Genomic DNA, 19,270 nt, shown 5'->3' with positions numbered 1-19,270 from the left:
GTGTCGAAAAAGTGGGAGTCGTTGGTTGCTGTCCGCGAGTTCAGCCGGCAAACAAGCGTCTTGAGTTATGTGAGCCGAAAGGCGTTAGCCTCGGTTGTCAAAAGGTTGGTATTGACACGGAAAATGCGACGTTGATTTTTATTCTGTCCTACGCCCCAACGGGGCAGCTCTAAAATAGCCCCAGGCATCGCCTGGGGTTTCGTTACGGAGATTCCGACACCAGCCCCGACGGGGCGGCCCTAAGAAAGACTCCCCAAAACCCGCTAGGACCGCCCCCGTTGGGGCTTTGTAATCTTGGTCCCGCCACAACCCAGGGCGTTGCCCTGGGCTGGCATAGGGCTGCCCCGTTGGGGCGAAGTCGAGGAACAAAACCTGCGCAGTCCAAAGCGGTGTCAATACCAACCTTTTGACAGCCCAGGCGAACGCCCTTCGGCTCACTGGGTGAACCTCGATCATTCCCGCTTTCCATACTTCACCCTCCCTCTGGGAGGGTCGAGCGAAGCGAGGGGAGGGTTCAGCATTGGATCCAGCGCGTAACCCTCCCCGGCCCGAAGCGGTCCGACCCTCCCAAAGGGAGGGTGAAGGAAAACTCCACGACCTCTGCGAAGCGAGGGGAGAAGCACAGCTCCAGCTCAGCGGTTCCAGTATCGGGTGCGGCTGTTTGACCAAGCTCGGGTGCGGTTGCCAAAGCCGGTCGAAGTGCTGCCGCCATCTACCTGCCCTCGTTGCATGCCACTGTTACGAACGCCCGTGTTGCCACCGGTGTAGATCCGGCCGTTTCCCTGCGACGTCACACCACCGTGGCTGATGTGTGTTCCGTTGCGTCCGACCGTCATGTTCAGGTTGTGACCGATCCCGCCGACTCCGTTGCCGCCCACGCCAATCGAATTCGACAGCGAGATGCCGTTGGGTCCGGCTCCCACGCCAAAGCCATGGCCAAAGTTGGTGCCATTCTTGGAACGGCTCTTTGACTTAGCGAATTTCCATTGGCCATTCGCGGATGCCCCCGCACTCGCTCCGCCATGGAGGAAATCAACATACGATCCAGCACTCTGTGCCGAAGCGGGTTGGCAAGTGGCCGCGACGAACAGGAGAGCAGCGATACCGGACAGGACTTTGAAGTTGACGATCTTGGACATGAGTTTTCTCGCAAGCAGAAGGTTTCAGAAAGTGATTGGTGCGGCTGACTTGCCGCCTCACAAACACTTGCGAGATCCCCTCTCCGATCCCCTCACGAAATTCAAAACTTTTCCCAACACGCCAAAACGTCGTGTTTGGAAGATCAATCCGCGTCGAACACCGTCGCCGTCAGATCATCCAGCCAGACTTCACCCTCGCCGGCAGAAACAATCTGAACCTCCATCGGGATGCTCGTCAGCGTCGGGTCCGGCGACCGCCCGAAGTAAATTTCGGTCTCGAATTTCCGCCAATCGTAAGTTCCTCCGGCCAAATCCAATGTCACCGGGACCTGCGATCCATCGACGATCAATCGGACGGCATTCTCGTTCAGTTCTTTTGCTTTGGCCCAAACAGAAACAACACATCTCGAATTTTCGGGGATTGGGAAAACCTGTTTCGTTCGCCCACCTGTTGGCAGCGTTTCACCTTTCGCCTGAGTCGCATCCTGGCCTGATGGTGGTCGATCACCAACGATCCGCATCGAATACTCACCCGTATGAGCCCGCGACGCCGTGACACTGGCCAATGACCGATATCCCGGATCGTTGACCCAGGCGATGCCACGATCGTTGGACCAGTAATTCCATCCGCCTTGTTCAAAGCCACCATTGAGCAGCGATGCTCGGTAGGGCGTCGGCGTGTCACCGTCCGCAATCAGCACCTTGGTCGCTCGTGGCAGTTGGTTGATCTCTTTGATCCAGTCCGACAATTGCCGCATCTCCTCCTTTGGCCGCGACGTCTTGGCCCATTCCTTCAGCCGGTCATACAACGGCCGCACCGCGCCGAGGACCTCGCAACCGGGTTGCGTTTCCAAAGCCGTTTGGACCGATTCGGCCGCCTCGGGATACTTTCCCAGAAACGCTTGCGTCCGCCCAATGCCCAACAAACAGGCCGCTTGATGTTCGTTCAGCTTTGCTAGCTTCGATGCCTGCTTGTAGAGACCGAGAGCTTCTTGGTACTGCCCCGAAAGATCTTTGCAGGCAGCGATTCCGTAGGCCGCCCACAAGTGATGTGGATCCAACTGATTGGCTCTCACGAAATCTTCCACCGCGAGATCCAATCGTTCGGCAGACAGATGAAGGATCCCGCGTGCCGCCAACGCGTGAGCCAGCAGGGGCGGCGATAGCTGATTGGCTTGCCCTGATTCGAAGAGCTCGTCCAACACCGCTTCGGCCACATCGTTTTGCTGACGCGTCAGATGAATGGACGCCAGCAACAACGGGTACACGGGCTGATCGGGATGCTTCTCAGACATTTCCTCGGCGAACTGAATCGCATCGGATCGTCCCCGCAAATCTTCCGCTGCAATCAACGCGGAATCGACCACGGGAACCAATGCTAAAGATTGCCGGCAAGTTTCCAACAACACGTCCACGGCGAGTTGATTTTGGTCGATCGCGGACAGGGTCATGCCATAGACCCATCCCACCCAAGGCTGTTTCTCGCCGAGCCGGAACGCGTTTTCGGCATCCTGCATGCTCCATAACAGAAGGTCTTCGATCCGTTCTTCCCGAATGGGCGGATCGACCGACTCATCGTCTCGCAGTAAATCGGCTTGCATCCGGTACAGCGCAGCACGGTCGGCGTAGCCAAAGCAATTCTCTGGATTGATTGCGATGCAGCGTCCAAAGGTTTGAATGGCCAACGAATAGCTCTGCCAAGTCAGTTCCGGCTGCTGGATCGAGGAAAAGTACTGCAAATGACCGAGAGTGAGCTGCGTCCAATAGTGATTCGGACGCAGCGACGCCGAACGCTGAAACAGCTGGCGTCCGCCTTCGACGGCATCGAGATTTTTGTAGTCCTTGAACACCACTCGAAACGAGGGGTCCATGGCGGACAGCAAACACATGATGCCGATCTTTTGCGCATCCGCCGCGTTGCGAGCCGTCCCCAGCTCTTCACCTTTGACCCACTTGCCATCGCCCAACCGAAAATTCGCGATCCCGCGGTACCAACGCACAGCCTCCGATTGCCGAAACAGTTCGACGCGTTCGCTCACGACCTTGGCTGCCTGAGCCTCTGCGATGCCGGCTTTGGTCTGCATCGCCATCCAAGCTTTCCACAAACGCTCACTCGAATCCGATTCACCATCGGAGTGTTTCATCACTCCGAACAATCGAGTCCCAATCGTCTTGACCAGCATCCCATCCAGGATGATCCACTGTTGGTAGGCGTCCCAAAGCAGCTGATCCCTTTGGTTCGCCGACAGGTCCTGATGGGGAAGATAGTTCCACCAATCACGTTGCTCCCAAATGCCGAGAGCCTTCAACGCGTTCGACGCCGCCATGATTCCCTGCGTGTCACGGCTCATGATCCCAAACTCTTCGGCTTGTTCAGACAAGTCATAGAACGAAACCAAACGTTGCAGGCGTTCCGCTTTGGAAACAATCCGTTCACGATCTTGGCTGAACTCCGATTCTTCCTCCAGCGTTTTGGATGCTCGCTGCAAGATTCCCAACGCCGATTCGTACCGACCAAATTCGATCTCACTGGCCGCAACCTGCCAATCCGAGTCGACCGAATTGCGAATCTCATTCAACCGTTTCGCATTCGCGATGGTGAGCTCCAATTCCTTTTGGTTGCGTTCGCTTTCGACCTTCAGACGTTGCGAACTTTGGTAGCTCCAAACCGCCGCTCCCGCGATCGAGCCGAACATCAACAACAACATTGCGACCGCACCGCTGGTGGCGAGCGTTCGATGTTTTCGCCCCCAACGTCCAATTCGGACCGGCAGTGGATCCTCAAACACGGACACCGGTTCGTCACCCAACCAACGTTCGACATCCGCCGCCAATTCCGCGACCGTCGCGTAACGATCAACGGGCTGTCTCGCCATCGCTTTCAAACAAATCGCTTGCAACGATTCCGAAACACTTGCATCGCGGCGACGTGGCGGTGTGACTTCTTCTTGGCGAACACGCTGAAGGATCTGGCTGACCGAATCGGCTTGATGAGGCGGTGAGCCGGTCAAGATCTGATACAGCGTCGCTCCCAGCAGATACACATCGGTTTGGCATCCGACCAGCGACACATCACCGTTCGCTTGCTCGGGACTCATGTACTGCGGCGTGCCCACGGTCCCGCCCGCTCGCGTGTGGCTGGAGTCGTTTTCACCTTTGGTGGAAGCGTCTGGTTTCGCGTCGGGATTGTCGCCGGACGCAAGCTCCGCACCATCATCGAGTTGCTTGGCCAATCCCCAATCCACCACCAACGTCTCACCGTAGGGACCGATCATGATGTTGGCGGGTTTGATATCGCGATGGATGATCCGCCGACTGTGGGCGTATTCGATCGTGTTGCAAACATCGACAAAGCGATTCAGGATTGTCCGCAACGACCGAGTCGGTTCGCCACCGTTGCCGGCTGACACTTGCGTCGAATCATCTTGCAACGAATCGCGGTGCTCTCGGATGACTTGCCGCAGCGTTTGTCCTTCGATGAAACGCATCGCGTAAAAAGGCCGGCCATCTTTCCAGGTTCCCATCGCGTAGACCGGAACGATCCCAGGATGCTCCAAGCGGCCAGTGATCTCGGCTTCGCGAAGAAAGCGAGCGTTGGCTTCTTCGTGCCCGTTCCATTGTGGCCGAATTTGCTTGATCGCAACCTCTCGATCCAGCTGCCGGTCGTGGGCCACCAAGACTTCGCCCAAGCCACCTTCCTCGTGGCGGGACAGAATCCGGAACCGAGCGGACTCGTTGACCGAGGCATACTCTTCCGGGATGTCGTCCGTCGCGTCGTGATCCGCTTCACCGAACGCCTGCATCAATGGCGACGCTGGCATGAACTTGGACTTCAAAAACTCATCGTCCTGAGCCGCTTCGTCGGCCGCAATCAGGTTGCGAACTTTCCGCAACAACTCCGCGTCACCATCGCACCGCTGCCGCAGATACGCCTCTCGATCCGCTGCGGGCAGATCGATGGCGTCCAAGAAAATGTCTTCTGCGTTGGATGACGGGTCATCTGGCAAAACGGTCACCTCGTTCGTTCAACATCGATTGTGTGGAGCGTCAATCTCTTTCGAAAAACGCGAATCCGCCTCGCGAAGCTTACTCGAACACCGACCGTCGACGGCTTCGGTTTGGGCGTCTTTTCACGATGGGAACCAAAAAACCGAAAAACGATGAGGGGTTCGCGAAGGGTTTCTCGCAAGGTTCCGGTGAAGACAACAACGTGCTTCCGAACAACTCTCGAAACTCTCTCACTGAGGAACCCAGCCATGTCCACTCGTCTGTTCGCCATCGCCATCGCAGCCGCTTGCTTGTTGACCGCAGAAGCCAACGCACAAGTCACCGCCAGCAGCTACTCCAACGGTGGCACCGCCATTTCAACCGCCAGCGGCCGCGGCAACACTCGCTTGAACGCCAGCTCCTACGCCACCAACGGCGGTTACGCCCGAGCCGAGATGCGGGGCAGCGGTCGCAACGGCGGGTTCGCCAGCGGCAACAGCACCGCCTACGCCAACGGCGGTGTCGCAATCAGCCAAGGTCGCTCGCACGCCAACGGCTGGGCATCCCGCTCACACGCCAACTCACGAGCGGTCACCCACGGCGGGTTCTCGAGAAGCAGCAGCACAGCCAAGGCGATCGGCAATTGGTCCAACGCCCGAGCCCATTCCAACGCCAATTCATGGTTCGGACAATCCAGCCACAGCCGAGCACGGGCGGTCGACCATCGCTATGTCCCGCAGCCCTACACTCCGCCAACCCAAAACGCGGTCATGCCTTGGTGAGCTTCAACGTCTGAGCAAACCTCCCTCTGAAAAACGACAACGGAACTCGCTGGCTGACACCCCGGCGGGTTCCGATCGTTCGTTGGCGGAAGTATGTTCAGGGAAGGCAGCTCACTCCTTCCTTGAAATGGAAATTCCATGCCCGAATCGTTGCTTCCCCTGGATCGTTTGATGGCCACGCTGCGGACTCGTGCCGCAGAGCGTCCCGAGGGCTCCTACACCACCAAATTGATGAACGGTGGTGCCGAGGCAATCGGTCGAAAAATCCGAGAAGAGGCCGAGGAGCTGATCGAAGCCGCGGATGAACCCGACGAAGCTGGCCGCCAGCACGCGATCTACGAAGCCGGCGACCTGATCTATCACGCCATGGTCTTGATGGCCTGGCGAGGAATCGAACTGGACGAAGTCGCCGCGGAGCTGGCCCGCCGAGAAGGCACGTCCGGCTTGGTCGAAAAAGCCTCCCGTCCGGCAAAAAAGGACTCCGACAACGCCGATTCGTGAGCCCGAATGCTGGCGAAACCAAACAGACACCTGCCAAGAATCGAGTCCAGTGATTACTCTTTTCGCCTGTCTGACTTTTTGGCTCTCGATCTTTTTTGGTTCCCATGACGACTTCGGCCCCCCTCGGAAGCAGCCCTGACCCCGACAGCTTTTTGCGTTTGGGGATCCCCAGCAAAGGCCGACTCAGCGAATTGGCAACCGGATTGCTGAACCAAGCCGGACTGAGCTTCCGCCGTCAGAATCGTGGCCTGTTCGCTCGGGTCAGTGGATTGCCAATCGATTTGATCTTCTTGCGAACCGATGACATTCCCACATTGTGTGCCGAAGGCGCCATCGACATGGGCATCACCGGCAGCGACTTGGTGCAGGAAGCCGGAGCAAACGTCGAACAACGCATGGCGTTTGGTGTCGGCCGGTGTCGACTGGCCTTTTGCGTGCCCGACGACGAAGACTACACCGACGCATCGCAACTGGACGGCAAACGAATTGCCACCAGCTTCCCGCACGTCACCGAGCAATACCTGGCCACCAAAAACGCAAAGGCACATCTGGTGTCGTTGTCCGGCAGCGTCGAAGCCATGATTCGCTTGGGGGTCGCGGACGCCATCGTGGACTTGGTCGAAACCGGCAGCACCCTGGCCGCCAACCGATTGCGGATCCTGGAAGAAATCGGTCACTACGAAACGGTGCTGATCCAAAACGAAGCCCATCGCTGCAAAGAAGTCGCCAATCGACTGGTCTCGCGACTGGAAGGCGTCGTCCTCGCACGCGACTATTCGTTGGTCGAATACAACATCCCGCGATCCCAGCTCGGTGAAGCCGAAAAGATCACCCCCGGTTTCAACTCGCCAACCATCAATTCGCTCGAAGACAAAGACTGGTGTGCGATCCAAGTCATGGTCCGGCGCGGCGAAGTCGTCGAAGTCATGGAACGCCTCAAAGAAATCGGCGCGTCCGGGATCTTTGAAATGACGATCAACAACTGCCGCTTGTAGGGCAACCGAGCAGAACCGTTGTCCTCCACTGTTCCGTCGGGCCAAGTTCAAACGCCAAACCGCGTCGATTCCCAGGCGCAGCATGTCACACCGTTCGCGCAACGCGTCGCGACATTGCACACCCCGCCACGCAAACGTTTGAGACAAACGTTCTACTCTGGTCGAGCCGCAGTCAAAGCATCTGCCGCAAGATCTGCCCGGTCAAACTGTCGTTGACCGAAGCCACTTCATCGCGAGTCCCGCTGGCAACGATCTGGCCGCCCTCCTCCGCCGCACCGGGGCCGACTTCGATGATTTGATCCGCCGCTGCCATCAACATGGGGTGGTGCTCGATCACGACCAACGAATGCCCCTCGTCGAGCAACGCATCAAAGCACTTCAGCAAGCGTGTGATGTCATCAAAATGCAATCCGGTCGTGGGCTCGTCCATCAAGAACAACGTTCGCCGCTTGCTCGATCCCGCCAGGAACGCCGCCAACTTCAAACGTTGTGCCTCACCGCTTGAGAGCGTCGTTGCGGGCTGTCCCAAGGCGACATAATCCAGCCCCACGTCGATCAAGCGTTTCAATTTGTTCTGCACCTTCGGCATTTCGCGAAAGAATTCGGACGCCTCGCGAACAGTCATCTCCAACACATCTGCGATGGTTCGGTCCCGATATCGAACCTGCAACACTTCGTCGCGGTAACGCCGACCGCGACACTCCCCGCATCGCATCGACACATCGGCGAGAAACTGCATGTCGACCGTCTGCACGCCGGCTCCCTCGCAGGCCGCACATTGACCGGCCGAGGAATTGAAACTGAAATGCCCCGGTTTGAAATTCCTGATTTTCGCATCCACCGTTTCCGCGAACGCTTGCCGGATCGGATCAAACGCTTTCGCGAATGTGACCGGGCAACTGCGAGGGCTGCGGCTGATCGGGGATTGGTCGACCAACAAACAATCATCCATTGCATGCTCGCCCCGCAACCCTTGGAATGGCAGCGTCCCGGCGACGATGTCAGCCGACGGAACTTCTCCTCGGCGTTCGGCCAGCCGCATCGACACAGCCCCGAACAAGGTGTCATGGATCAACGAACTCTTGCCGCTTCCCGATCGCCCGGTGACCACGGTCAAACACCCCAGCGGAAACGTCACATCAATGTCGCGGAGATTGTGCCCGCTCGCTCCTGAAAGAGTCAAAGCCCCCGTGGCAGAACGCTCGTCCGTCAAATCCAACTGGATCGAACGCTTGCGATTCTTGCCCAGGTACCGACCCGTCAAACTGTCCTTCGCCTTCATCAACTGCTTGGGCGTGCCTTCGAAAGTCACCAAGCCTCCGCCAACCCCCGCGCCCGGGCCGATCTCAATCACACGATCAGCAAGCTGAATCAGCGTGTCGTTGTGTTCGACCACCACGACGGTGTTGCCGCGGTCGCGAAGCTTCGTGATCGCGTCGACCAATTGCTCCACATCCACCGGATGCAATCCAGCGGTCGGTTCATCCAACACGTACAGCATGCCAACCAACGTGCTGCCCAACGCCAACGTCAATGCAATTCGCTGGGTCTCTCCTCCCGACAAGGTTCGCAAAGTGCGATTGAGTTGCAGGTACCCCAGTCCGACTTGATCCAAGTAGTGCAACCGATCAAGGATTTGACGAACCGGTTCACTGGCGATCGTGCGGCGTCGTTGCTGATCGGCGATCAACAGCTCCGCTTGCGTTTGATAGCCAACCAACCTCTCGCGAACCGCTTCGTCATCGTCGGAGGAATCAGGCCTCGGTTCCTTTGCCGGGTCCTCCCCCAACCATTCGTTCAAGAATCGATCCAGCTCATCACACCGCATCGCCAACATTTCTGAAATGTTGTGCCCGCCGACTTTGTACGCCAACGACTCCGGTTTCAATCGATCACCGCCACATGCTGGGCAAGTCCGATAGCTGCGGTATCGCGAGGCGAAGACACGAATGTGCATCTTGTATTTTTTGCGATCCAACCACGCAAAGAATCCATTCAGACCGCCAAATTTGCGTTCGCGGACACCTTCGTGAATCAACTTCAGATGCTTCTTCTTCAGGCTCGAAAAGGGAACATCGACGGGCAGGTCATGATCATCCGCGAGCGCCAACAACTCTTCCAGCTCATGCTGGTACGAAGGGGCATTCCAAGGGGCGATTGCGCCTTCGCGAAGGGATTTGGATTTGTCCGGAACGATCCGGTCCATGTCGATCCCGATCACATCGCCGAACCCTTCGCACTCAGAGCAGGCCCCCATCGGATGGTTGAAGTTGAACGCACGTGGGACTGGATCAGGGTACTCGATGTCGCAGTGATCGCAACGATGCCGATCGCTGGCGACACGCTGCCGCATCTCCCGTCCGTCGATCGATTGGGTCGGCAACCCGGCGAACCGATCGTCCGCATCGGATTGAAACAACACGACCGCGCGGCCGTTGCCTTCGGTCATGGCGGTTTCCAACGACTCTGTCCACCGCGACATTTCGGACGACGACGACAACCGATCGACGACCACCGTCGCGGACACGCCCTTCGAACCGATTCGCTTGGCCATCTTGCTGCGGTCCTCATCGGACAGCTGGAACGTTTCGCCTTTGAGGATCAGACGCACGAACCCTTCCTGCTGAAGGCCGAGCAAAATTTCCGACGCAGCTTTCCGGTTCGGCAACCAAAGTTCGAACCCCACAATCGCCCGCTGAACTTTCGCGGCCGGATCGCTGAGCTGGGCCGCCACACTTTGCGGGCTGTCGATCACAACCGGTTGCCCGCACTGATAACACACCAATTCCGCTGCACGTGCGAACAGCAAACGCAGGTGTTCGGCGATTTCGGTCGACGTCGCCACGGTGCTGCGATTGGTTTTGACGGCCGAGGCTCGAGTCACGGCGATCGCGGGCGGGATCCCAGAAATGCTGTCGCAATCCGGTTTATCCAGCTGGTTCAGGTATTGCCGCGTGTAGGCAGAAAAGCTCTCGATGTAGCTGCGTTGCCCCTCCGCATACAGCGTGTCCAGCGCCAGAGACGTCTTTCCGCTGCCGGAAAGCCCGCAAATCACGACCAATTCCCCGCGAGGAATGTCCACATCGATTTCACGCAAATTGTGAACACGGCACCCGCGAACCGAAATCGGCTGGCGTGCGACTTGCGTTTTTGATGTTGAACTTTGCCTCGGTCCCATGCTGCATCCACTCACAATTGAACTAAAATATCCGCTCCCCCCAGACAGCCCACCATCCCCGAAAGTACGAGACCCGTTCGAGTATGTCATTTCGCAAATTTCTCGCGACCCCAACCCCACGCGTTTTCGCGGGTTTGCTCGCTCTGTGCCTGGCGATTTCGCTGACGCCCCAGGTAGTGTCGGCACAAGAAAAGGACTCGGTCGCGACCGAGAAGTCCGACGCGTCCAAACCCGACCCCAAACCAGCCGAGGCCAAAAGCGAGAAGAAGGCCGAAAAAGCTTCAGACGACGCCAACGAAGGAAAGGCCGCGAAACCGAAACAGGACTCCTCGGAGGCCCCCAAGGAAGACGCCCCCAAGAGCGAAAAGATGGCCGATGAAAAGGCCGACAACGAAACGGCTCCCCAAGAAAAACCAGTGGAAGAAAAGCCCGCTGAGCCCAAACCCGATCCAACCTGGGTGGAAAAGGGTGTCTGGACCTTGCCACCGACCGAAGGGCCTGTCGCTGTCGACTTCAAGTTGATCGGTGAATATGCCGGCGATGTCGCGATTCAGACAGAAAAGAAAACCGACGACTCGGACGCGTCCACCGAAACCACCAATCAGCGATTCGGCATCCAAATTCGAGCCCTCGGCGCGGGTGAGTTCGAAGCCCTGGCCTACGAAGGCGGACTTCCTGGCGACGAAAACTTCAACGAGGCCACACAGCTTCGCTTGATCGGACGCCGCAACGGGGAAACGTTGGTCCTCTCGGGCGGCCCCTGGGCGTTGTTCGCGGGTCCTGAAAAGTGCCGGTTGATCAACTTCGAGGGCGACTCTCTCGGCGAATTGCCGCGCGTGATTCGCACCAGCCCCACGATGGGCGCTCAGCCACCCAAGGAAGCTCTCGTGCTTTTCAATGGTGAGAACACCGACCAGTTTTCCAAGGCCCGGATCGCCGACGAAGGCTTGCTCGCCCAAGGTGCCAACATCAAATGGCTGCTCAATGACTTTGACCTGCACCTGGAATTCCGCATCCCGCACATGCCCGGCAAACAAGGCCAACAACGCGGCAACAGCGGCATCTATTTGCAAAGCCGCTACGAGTGCCAAGTCCTGGACTCGTTCGGCACCGAACGAGTCTTCAATGGCCTGGGGGCCTTGTACCGGTTCAAGCCACCACGTTTGAACATGGCGTTCCCGCCACTGACTTGGCAGACCTATGACGTTCGCTTCACCGCAGCTCGCTTTGGCGTGGACGGCAAGAAACTGCGTCCAGCCCATGTGACCTCCTGGGTCAACGGCGTGAAGGTCCAAGACAACGTCGCTCTGCCAGGCCCCACCGGAGCTGGCAAGCCCGAAGAAGCGCTTCCCTTGCCAACGTTGCTGCAAGACCATTCCGACCCCGTCCGGTTCCGAAACGTCTGGGTCCTCGACCGAGGGCTCGCCACCGGCGACTCGTTCCCACCCAAGAACGACAACGAAGCAGGTACGCAGGTGCCACCGGGTACGTGAGCCGTTTGGCGTTAGCCACGGTTCCCACGCATAACCGGGGCGAACGCTGGGCTGTTCAAAAGTTGGTGTTGACACAGCGTTTTCGTGGACAGTTTTTTGCCTGTTACCTCTCGCCCGACGAAGGAGGTCGTGCAGTTTTTTGGTGCTGCATTTTGGCGGGTTATCACGCGGCGTACCTCTCCTGAAACGCAGTTTGGGGAGAGGTCGAGCGACGCCGTTCAGGCGTACGCGAGGGTGAGGGGCGAGCATGGGGAGCGGCGCGGATGGCCCTCCCCCGGAAATCTCGCTGAACGCTCGCTTTCCGCCCTCTCCCGCTGCAGACGTCGTGCAGTTTTCTGGTGCTGGGTTTCTGCAGCAACCACCAATCACAACCCGAAGCGTGAGCGAGGGACGCCCCCAACTCCCACGACGGCCCCATCCGGGGCGACCGTTTGTTTTCCGGCATCGGTCTCTCGGGGCTTCCGCCCCGAGCTAAGCATGACGGCCCCATCCGGGGCGATACCCAGACGCCCGCCACCATTTATTTTTCGAACGCCCCAAGGGAGGGTGATAATAAATGCTTGGCAACACGGTACTTCAAAACTGCACGACCTCAAGTTGAGGGAGAGGTGACTTGTTGATGCGAGGCAGAAACTTGCGCACACCAGAAACGCTGCAACCCCAAAGATTGATTGGCCCAGCGCTAGCCCAATGCCATCTACTCTGTAGCGGAATGGCGCGAGCCGTCCGGTGACGCGCCGGAAAACACCCACGATTTACCGGACGGCTTGCGCCGTTCCGCTAACAAAATCCCCTTGGTTGGATCTAAAGTAAGTGCCATCCAGCGCTAGCCCACGGTTGCCGGAGACGAAACGGACGCATCGGGTCGTCACTTTGCTGTGCGTGACGGACTTGGAAAGTCCATCGTACGACTCAAGAACCCGCCAGGGCTGGTTCGAAGCCTGTGGCCAACCAACCTTCGAATCACTCGCACCCAACCAGCCATGCCGTCCTTGGACCAATTTCGAAAACGAGTGCTGACCGACAGCCTGTTTTCGCCCTGCGGGATGGCCGAGGCAATGAAACGTCTCGGTTTCGTGCAAGCCGATCCGATCCGTTGTCCGGCACGTGCCCAGGATTTGATCCTGCGTCAGCGCGTGAAAAACTACCGAGCCGGGGACCTCGAACGCCGCTACCCAGATCTCGATTTGGAAGAGTGCTACCTGTTCGCCTACGGATTCCTCTCGAAAGATCTCTGGCAGATCGTGCACCCCAAGACGGACCAGAAACTGACGGACGAACATCGCCAAACACTGGATGTGATTCGACAACACGGCCCCATGCACTCACGAGACCTGGAATCGCATGTCGGTGGTCAACGGGTCCAAAACTACTGGGGCGGATTCTCGCGGTCAGCAAAGATGGCCATGGAATCGCTGCATCATCGCGGTGCACTTCGAGTCGCAAACCGAATCAACGGCGTCCGCGTTTACGAAGCCGCCGACGAGTTGGAACCAACCTTGTCGAACGAGGAACGTTTGCAGGAAATCATGCTCGTCACACTGCAAGCGATGGGTGCGACGACTCGCAGATTTCTGTTGAGCGAACTGTCGCATTTCAAATACTTGGTGGCCAACCTCGGCGACCGGCGAAGGTGTCTGCAAGACTTGATCGACGCCGGTCGAATTCGCGTGGACACCATCGATGAGGTGGAATACCTGTCCCTGGACTCGGGGAGACGTGGACGCATGAAAGCGGACACCGTTCGCATCCTCGCCCCGTTCGATCCCCTTGTGCGAGACAGAACCCGATTCGAACACTTTTGGAACTGGACCTATCGATTCGAAGCCTACACACCGAAGCCCAAACGCAAACTGGGCTACTACGCGATGCCGGTGCTCTGGCAAGATCAAATCGTGGGCTGGGCCAATGCCACGGTGGACGCGGGCCGCTTGAAGGTGGACTTCGGCTACGCGGATCGTCGTCCGAAAGATCGAGCCTTCCGCCAAGCCGCGGAATCGGAAGTGAATCAATTGGCCAAGTTCCTGGGACTCGATGAAAGCGTTCAAGAAATTTCACATGGCTGACGCCTTGTGACGGTAAGTCGCGACGGCCTCTGGAGCATCCACTTCCATGGATGCTCTCAAATAGGCTCGAGTGGCCAACTGCTTTCAGTCTTCATCGGCTGTCATCTGCAAGCAGCAGATCGCCAAGTGCCTCCAGCAACACGGGTGAATCATGATTGCCAAAACGCATCATGCCCATCACCCCTTTGGCAGCCGCTTGAATCTCCTCCAGAACGTCATCCTTCGCGGGTTTCCGAGCGTCCAACACAAAGGGAGTGAAACCGACATTCCACCAATCACTCTCCTCCGAAATCGGCAATTGCTTGGAAGGACGCTGCTTCTCAATCAAGTACTCCACCAGAAACTGCTGATAGATTTCACGACCAAAGTGGGCGTCCGGGTTGATCGCAATGGCCTTCCGAATGTGCTCCCGGCCTTCTTCCAGTTGCCAGCCATCAATTCATGAGCTCCCGGGAACACTCGTCGTTCCATCGCGAGCGTGTCCTGGTCCCACAGACAAGCGGACAAGTGACGCGGAAAGAATGCTGAGAAGACAGCAACAAGTAGCATGAATTTTCGCATGGGATTGGCTCCTGATACGACTCAGCCGACACGATCCGCCGTCACTCAGCTCCGCAATCAGTTCGTCCAGTCTTCAAGGTTGCCCCCAGATAACGCCAGAAAGAAGCGGTTGTGATTCCGCTTGTTTCCGCCACTCAGCCTCGGTGCTGCCACCGACCGAGACCTCGGAAACGCGTCCGGTGGCCATCATCAGAAGCTGAGACAAATCAGCAATTCGGCTGACGTTGAGCAAGTCGGGAGATTCGCGATTCGAGGTGGGCAAGTCCGTCAATGGAAGCTTCGCGATGGAATCCGACCACAGCGAAGCATGCAGAGCGAAGAACGCCGCGTCGCCACTTCCACTCAAGTTCCAAGGACCGGCCACCGCCAACAGGTTCTGGTTCTGGTTCTGGTTCTGGTTCTGGTTCTGGTTCTGGTTCTGGTTCTGGTTCTGGTTCTGGTTCTGGTTCTGGTTCTGGTTCTGGTTCTGGTTCTGGTTCTGGTTCTGGTTCTGGTTCTGGTTCAACACCTCCAACGCGCGGACCACATCGTAAATCTGCATTCCTGCCGCGGTTTGTCCCAACAACATGAATCGGCGACGAAGATGAGTCCGATCACGTTCATCGCGTGACCACTCCGTTGGCCCCACACCACGCGGAACCACCAAGACGCTCGGGCGGCCGGAGGTCGTCAATTGTTTCCAGGCTGCAGCGTCAGGTTGAATGCCAACAAAACGCTCGGGTGCCACCACCGCCAATCCGGAGGAGGCTCGTTCCCAGCCCGCTTGGTCCAACACGATCACGTCCACGGAATCACCTGTGCTGGATGGCTCCAAGGGTTGATTGCCCGCTGTTTTGGTTGGACGCACGACAATCAATGGCAAGCGATAAGGTGACTGACTGGCGTATTCCGCGAACGTGACCTCGGCGTCCTCGCGTTGAACTTTCGAGACCACCTCCAGTTCCGGAGAGGCGGCCTCCTCAGGCCAACCTGCAAACGTCTTGGTCCGCAGCTGATGCTTCCAATCCTTGGTGGCGGCAACCAACTCGTCCGGTGTCTTCGGTGAGTCTTCGATCGATGCTTTGGGGACAAAGGTTTCGTGAATCGTGGTCACGCGTTCATCCTCGGGCAGCTCAGCAAAGACCTTCAATTGCTTTGGTTCAAACAGCTTGGTTGCCACCTTCTCGATCAGCGATTCATCGCCACGAAGATGACGGTTCAGCCAACGAAACGCGTGAATCCGTAGCTCTTGAGTGTCTTGGTGTGGCCCCGAGGTGATTTGCAATCCGAGGTTCTTCTCCGCTCCGTACAGTTCGTAGATCTTGCGAACCTTGGCGTGCAAATCGACCACGCCGTCGAGCGGAAAAATCGGGTCGCGGTCCGTGTTGGAGATCAACAGCGGACGCGGCGCCACCAAGGCCGCAACCATCGGAAAGTCCCAGCGGTAGGTGTTGACCATGTACATGCAATCGCAGTGACCACTGACGCAGCCATCCACCACATGGTTGTGAAGGTTGGTGATCCCAGCGACCGGAACGGCCGCCTGAATGCGTTCATCAACCGCAGCCAACCACCACGAATATGCCCCCCCACCGCTGCGTCCGGTCACACCGATCCGCTTCGGATCGACTTCGGGACGAGACTGCAGCAAGTCCACCGCACGCATGCTGTTCCAAGCCTCCACGCCAGCCGGGGTGTAGCCGCGATTGTTCCACCACCACATCTTTTCGCGATAGGTCCCATGGTGAATGCCTTCAATCTCACCAAGCTGAATCGTGTCGATGACCAAACACACATAGCGATTGCGGGCAAACCAGGCACCGTGGTGTTGGTAGTGAACCTTGTTCCCGTAGCTGATGCCATCCTCAACCACGCGGCCATGCCCACACACGTACAACACCGCCGGCAGCGGCTCATCAATTTCCGCAGGGCGATACAAGTTCGCGGTAACGTACAAACCTGGCAGCGACTGAAAGTGCAGCTTTTCAACGATCACGTCGTCCTTGCGAACTTCTCCCGTCACCGTGGTGTGCAGTTCACTTCGGGCTGGCATGGGATTCAACCCAATCATGTCCAGCAACTGCTGCCGATACATTTCGCGGCGGCTCGTCCAATCCTCCAACGTTTCAATGTCGGCGAGAGATTGCTCACTGAGTTGTCGAGTTTGTTGCTCAAAGTACTCCGCTACCAATTGATCGCCATCGGACGATTCCACGGCAGAAGGCTCCGCCGCCAAGCAGCCTGGGCCAAGATGGCAGTTCAACAAACAGCAGACGGTCGCCAAAGCAACCCAAACGGGCATGCGCATGAGTGAATCTCAATCGCGAAAGAGGTGGGAAGTGGGGCAGGTGGGGAACAACGAGCTGGCTCAATTCAGGGAACCAAGCGGTCGCTCCGCGTCATTGTAGATGGTTTGCTCCGGCCAGTGGCTTTCCCACCAAGGTGCTGCCACTTCGCGGTTCCCCCGCTCTTCACCTAAGTCCCGCTTCCATTCAATTCGTGGACGCCGCCCGGCGGTTGTACTGGTCGACTTGTTCGTTCAGCGTCCAAAGATCGTAGAGCCAGCCCAGCCCAAACAATCCTCCGGTCAAGAGATAGATGACACCGGTGAACCATTTTTCGAGGTAGAAGCGATGGATCCCAAACAATCCGAGAAACGTCAACAAAATCCACGCGATCGTGTAGTCCACCGGCCCCGTGGTGAAACGCATTTGAGCCCGGCGATCCATCCCCGGAATCAAAAACAGATCGATCAACCAGCCGATTCCCGCCAGTCCAAGCGTGAAGAACCAAATCGTGCCCGTGATTTGTTTCCCGTAATAGAACCGGTGAGCACCAAAGAATCCGAAGATCCAAACGATGTAGCCGATCACAACCGAATGGGTTTCGGGCGGAGGCAGATAGCCGGGTGCGGGGGACGTTGATGGCTGGGAATGATCGAGTTGTGTCGACATGGCACTTTACTGAAGTGGAACGCGTAAGCAGGTACGCAGGTGTCATCGGGTATGTGAGCCGTTGGCGTTCGCCACGGTTTTCACGCGCAGGCCAGGCTAACGCCCAAACGGCTCACATGGTTGTGCCCGATCATTCCAGCCGACCTGCTTAGGCACCTTTGCCGGCTGCATCTGCCGCGCCATTTTCAGCGGCAGTGATCGCGATTGGCATTCCACTCGTTGTGTGAGAACCGCTGGGGCAACGGTTTCAATTATGCAGTGTGATTTACGAATCGAATGATCGGCCTTGGCCCGAGCGTTCCGCTTTGGCTTCGGAGCGACTGCGTTGTTGCAGGTACAGCTTGATCGGAACTTCACCAAACGGCAGGTGGTCGCGCATCCAGGCGATCAGATAACGTTGGTAATCATGGGTGAAGGCTTTGGGGTCGGTGCACATCACGACCACCGTGGGTGGCTCGGTCGAAACCTGAGTCGCGTAGAAAATTTTGGGACGACGACCTTGGTACATCGCCGGTGGATGCTGGTCGATCGCGGCTCGGAGAATCCGGTTGAGCTCCCCTGTGGACACTCGACTTTGAGCTTGCTTGTAAAGCATCGCGGCGTGGTTCATCACCGCTTTGACGTTGCGTCCAGTTTGACCGGTGATGAACGCGATCGGAGCGTAGGACAACGTGGTGAATTGGTGACGCAGGTATTTGACCCAATGTTCCGTGGGCACTTCTTTGTCGACCTTGTCCCATTTATTGACCACGAAGAGCACCGGTTTGTGGTGTTCCATGATGTAGCCGACGAGCTGCTTGTCGACCTTGCTGACTTTTTCCAAGGCATCAAAGAACATCAGCACCACGTCCGCACGACGGACGCTGCGTTGTGCCCGGTGGCTACCGTAAAAGTCCAAGTCGGTTCGAATGGATTTGCGTTTGCGAAGCCCCGGTGTGTCGATCGCCAGGAACGTTTGCCCGTCGATTTCGAATCGCACGTCGACACTGTCTCGGGTTGTCCCAGCGACTTCGCTAACGATCATCCGATCGGATTCCGCCAATGTGTTGACGAAGGTGCTTTTGCCAACGTTACGACGCCCGACGATCGCCACCTTCATGGAGGACTGCGGAGCCACCAAGTCCTCGTCTTTCTCGGGCAGCCGATCCACGATGACTTGGATCAGATCGTCCCGGTGCCGGTTCTGAGTCGTGCTGACGGTGATCAGGTGCCCGCGCCCGAGCTGGCGGAATTCATCGGCGTGAATGTCCTGGTGCTCTTGGTCCGCTTTGTTGGCGACCAAGATCACGGGGCGTTCCACTCCCCGCAGGCGTTCGACGACTTCTTGATCCAGCGGCATCAACCCGGTTTGCACGTCAACGACCAACAGGATCACGTCCGCCGAAGCGATCGCCATGTCAATTTGCCGGCGCACATCGCTGGTCAGGTCGTCGGCGTCTTCGACCCCCATTCCGCCCGTGTCGACCAGTTCAAAAAACTGATCGTCGGACTCGATCAAGGTGGTCATTCGATCACGCGTCACGCCTTCGAAGTTATCAACGATAGCGAGACGTCGGCGTGCGAGCCAATTGAACACACTGCTCTTGCCGACATTGGGACGACCGACGATGGCGACTTGAGGGACTGGCATGACAA

Annotated in this window: 12 protein-coding genes; 5 read left to right on the top strand and 7 right to left on the bottom strand. The window is 57.7% G+C overall.

Going from position 1 to position 19,270, the window contains the following annotated elements:
• Window positions 1–632 precede the first annotated feature (632 nt).
• Together PSR62_RS12775 and PSR62_RS12770 are read right to left on the bottom strand one after the other, a co-directional pair.
• Window positions 633–1,139 (bottom strand): hypothetical protein, encoded by a 507-nt coding sequence (locus PSR62_RS12775; RefSeq protein ID WP_274408140.1) that lies wholly within the window; start codon window positions 1,137–1,139, stop codon window positions 633–635.
• Between the two features lie 143 nt (window positions 1,140–1,282).
• Window positions 1,283–5,155 (bottom strand): serine/threonine-protein kinase, encoded by a 3,873-nt coding sequence (locus PSR62_RS12770; protein ID WP_274408139.1) that lies wholly within the window; start codon window positions 5,153–5,155, stop codon window positions 1,283–1,285.
• Between the two features lie 240 nt (window positions 5,156–5,395).
• On the opposite strand from PSR62_RS12770, the gene PSR62_RS12765 reads away from it, so the two are divergent.
• The 3 genes from PSR62_RS12765 (at window position 5,396) to hisG (ending at window position 7,404) form a co-directional block, all read left to right on the top strand.
• A complete protein-coding gene (locus PSR62_RS12765; RefSeq protein WP_274408137.1) occupies window positions 5,396–5,908 on the top strand; it encodes a hypothetical protein in 513 nt (170 codons plus the stop codon).
• Window positions 5,909–6,046: 138 nt separating this feature from the next.
• Window positions 6,047–6,409, top strand: coding sequence for a phosphoribosyl-ATP diphosphatase (gene hisE, locus PSR62_RS12760; protein WP_274408135.1), 363 nt, complete (start codon window positions 6,047–6,049; stop codon window positions 6,407–6,409).
• 104 nt (window positions 6,410–6,513) lie between these two features.
• The gene (hisG, locus tag PSR62_RS12755; RefSeq protein WP_274408134.1) at window positions 6,514–7,404 is read left to right on the top strand and encodes an ATP phosphoribosyltransferase; all 891 of its coding nucleotides are present in this window, start codon (window positions 6,514–6,516) and stop codon (window positions 7,402–7,404) included.
• Window positions 7,405–7,576: 172 nt separating this feature from the next.
• On the opposite strand, the gene uvrA is transcribed toward hisG, so the two are convergent.
• Window positions 7,577–10,582, bottom strand: a complete 3,006-nt coding sequence (gene uvrA / locus PSR62_RS12750) for an excinuclease ABC subunit UvrA (protein WP_274408133.1) — start codon at window positions 10,580–10,582, stop codon at window positions 7,577–7,579.
• A gap of 83 nt (window positions 10,583–10,665) precedes the next feature.
• Between uvrA and PSR62_RS12745 the strand changes: the two genes are divergently transcribed.
• Both PSR62_RS12745 and PSR62_RS12740 read left to right on the top strand, forming a co-directional pair.
• Entirely contained in the window at window positions 10,666–12,075 is a 1,410-nt protein-coding gene (locus tag PSR62_RS12745; protein WP_274408132.1) for a family 16 glycoside hydrolase, read from the top strand.
• 983 nt (window positions 12,076–13,058) lie between these two features.
• Entirely contained in the window at window positions 13,059–14,141 is a 1,083-nt protein-coding gene (locus PSR62_RS12740) for a DNA glycosylase AlkZ-like family protein (protein ID WP_274408131.1), read from the top strand.
• 91 nt (window positions 14,142–14,232) lie between these two features.
• Here the strand turns inward: PSR62_RS12740 and PSR62_RS12735 are convergent, their stop codons facing one another.
• The 4 genes from PSR62_RS12735 to der form a co-directional block, all read right to left on the bottom strand.
• Window positions 14,233–14,478, bottom strand: coding sequence for a hypothetical protein (locus PSR62_RS12735; RefSeq protein WP_274408130.1), 246 nt, complete (start codon window positions 14,476–14,478; stop codon window positions 14,233–14,235).
• 297 nt (window positions 14,479–14,775) lie between these two features.
• Entirely contained in the window at window positions 14,776–16,989 is a 2,214-nt protein-coding gene (locus PSR62_RS12730; protein WP_274408128.1) for an alpha/beta hydrolase family protein, read from the bottom strand.
• Window positions 16,990–17,173: 184 nt separating this feature from the next.
• Window positions 17,174–17,635, bottom strand: a complete 462-nt coding sequence (locus tag PSR62_RS12725; protein WP_274408127.1) for a TM2 domain-containing protein — start codon at window positions 17,633–17,635, stop codon at window positions 17,174–17,176.
• Window positions 17,636–17,900: 265 nt separating this feature from the next.
• Entirely contained in the window at window positions 17,901–19,265 is a 1,365-nt protein-coding gene (der, locus tag PSR62_RS12720; RefSeq protein ID WP_274408126.1) for a ribosome biogenesis GTPase Der, read from the bottom strand.
• Window positions 19,266–19,270 lie beyond the last annotated feature (5 nt).

Origin of the sequence: Rhodopirellula sp. P2, assembly GCF_028768465.1 — a bacterium.
In the GTDB taxonomy this organism is placed as follows: Bacteria; Planctomycetota; Planctomycetia; order Pirellulales; family Pirellulaceae; genus Rhodopirellula.
This window is presented reverse-complemented; position numbering and strand designations above follow the sequence as displayed.

Coding starts and splice junctions, on each gene's coding strand:
- PSR62_RS12775 (WP_274408140.1), bottom strand. CDS start 1,139: ATGTCCAAGATCGTCAACTTCAAAGTCCTGTCCGGTATCGCTGCTCTC.
- PSR62_RS12765 (WP_274408137.1), top strand. CDS start 5,396: ATGTCCACTCGTCTGTTCGCCATCGCCATCGCAGCCGCTTGCTTGTTG.
- hisE (WP_274408135.1), top strand. CDS start 6,047: ATGCCCGAATCGTTGCTTCCCCTGGATCGTTTGATGGCCACGCTGCGG.
- hisG (WP_274408134.1), top strand. CDS start 6,514: ATGACGACTTCGGCCCCCCTCGGAAGCAGCCCTGACCCCGACAGCTTT.
- uvrA (WP_274408133.1), bottom strand. CDS start 10,582: ATGGGACCGAGGCAAAGTTCAACATCAAAAACGCAAGTCGCACGCCAG.
- PSR62_RS12745 (WP_274408132.1), top strand. CDS start 10,666: ATGTCATTTCGCAAATTTCTCGCGACCCCAACCCCACGCGTTTTCGCG.
- PSR62_RS12740 (WP_274408131.1), top strand. CDS start 13,059: ATGCCGTCCTTGGACCAATTTCGAAAACGAGTGCTGACCGACAGCCTG.
- PSR62_RS12730 (WP_274408128.1), bottom strand. CDS start 16,989: ATGCGCATGCCCGTTTGGGTTGCTTTGGCGACCGTCTGCTGTTTGTTG.
- PSR62_RS12725 (WP_274408127.1), bottom strand. CDS start 17,635: ATGTCGACACAACTCGATCATTCCCAGCCATCAACGTCCCCCGCACCC.
- der (WP_274408126.1), bottom strand. CDS start 19,265: ATGCCAGTCCCTCAAGTCGCCATCGTCGGTCGTCCCAATGTCGGCAAG.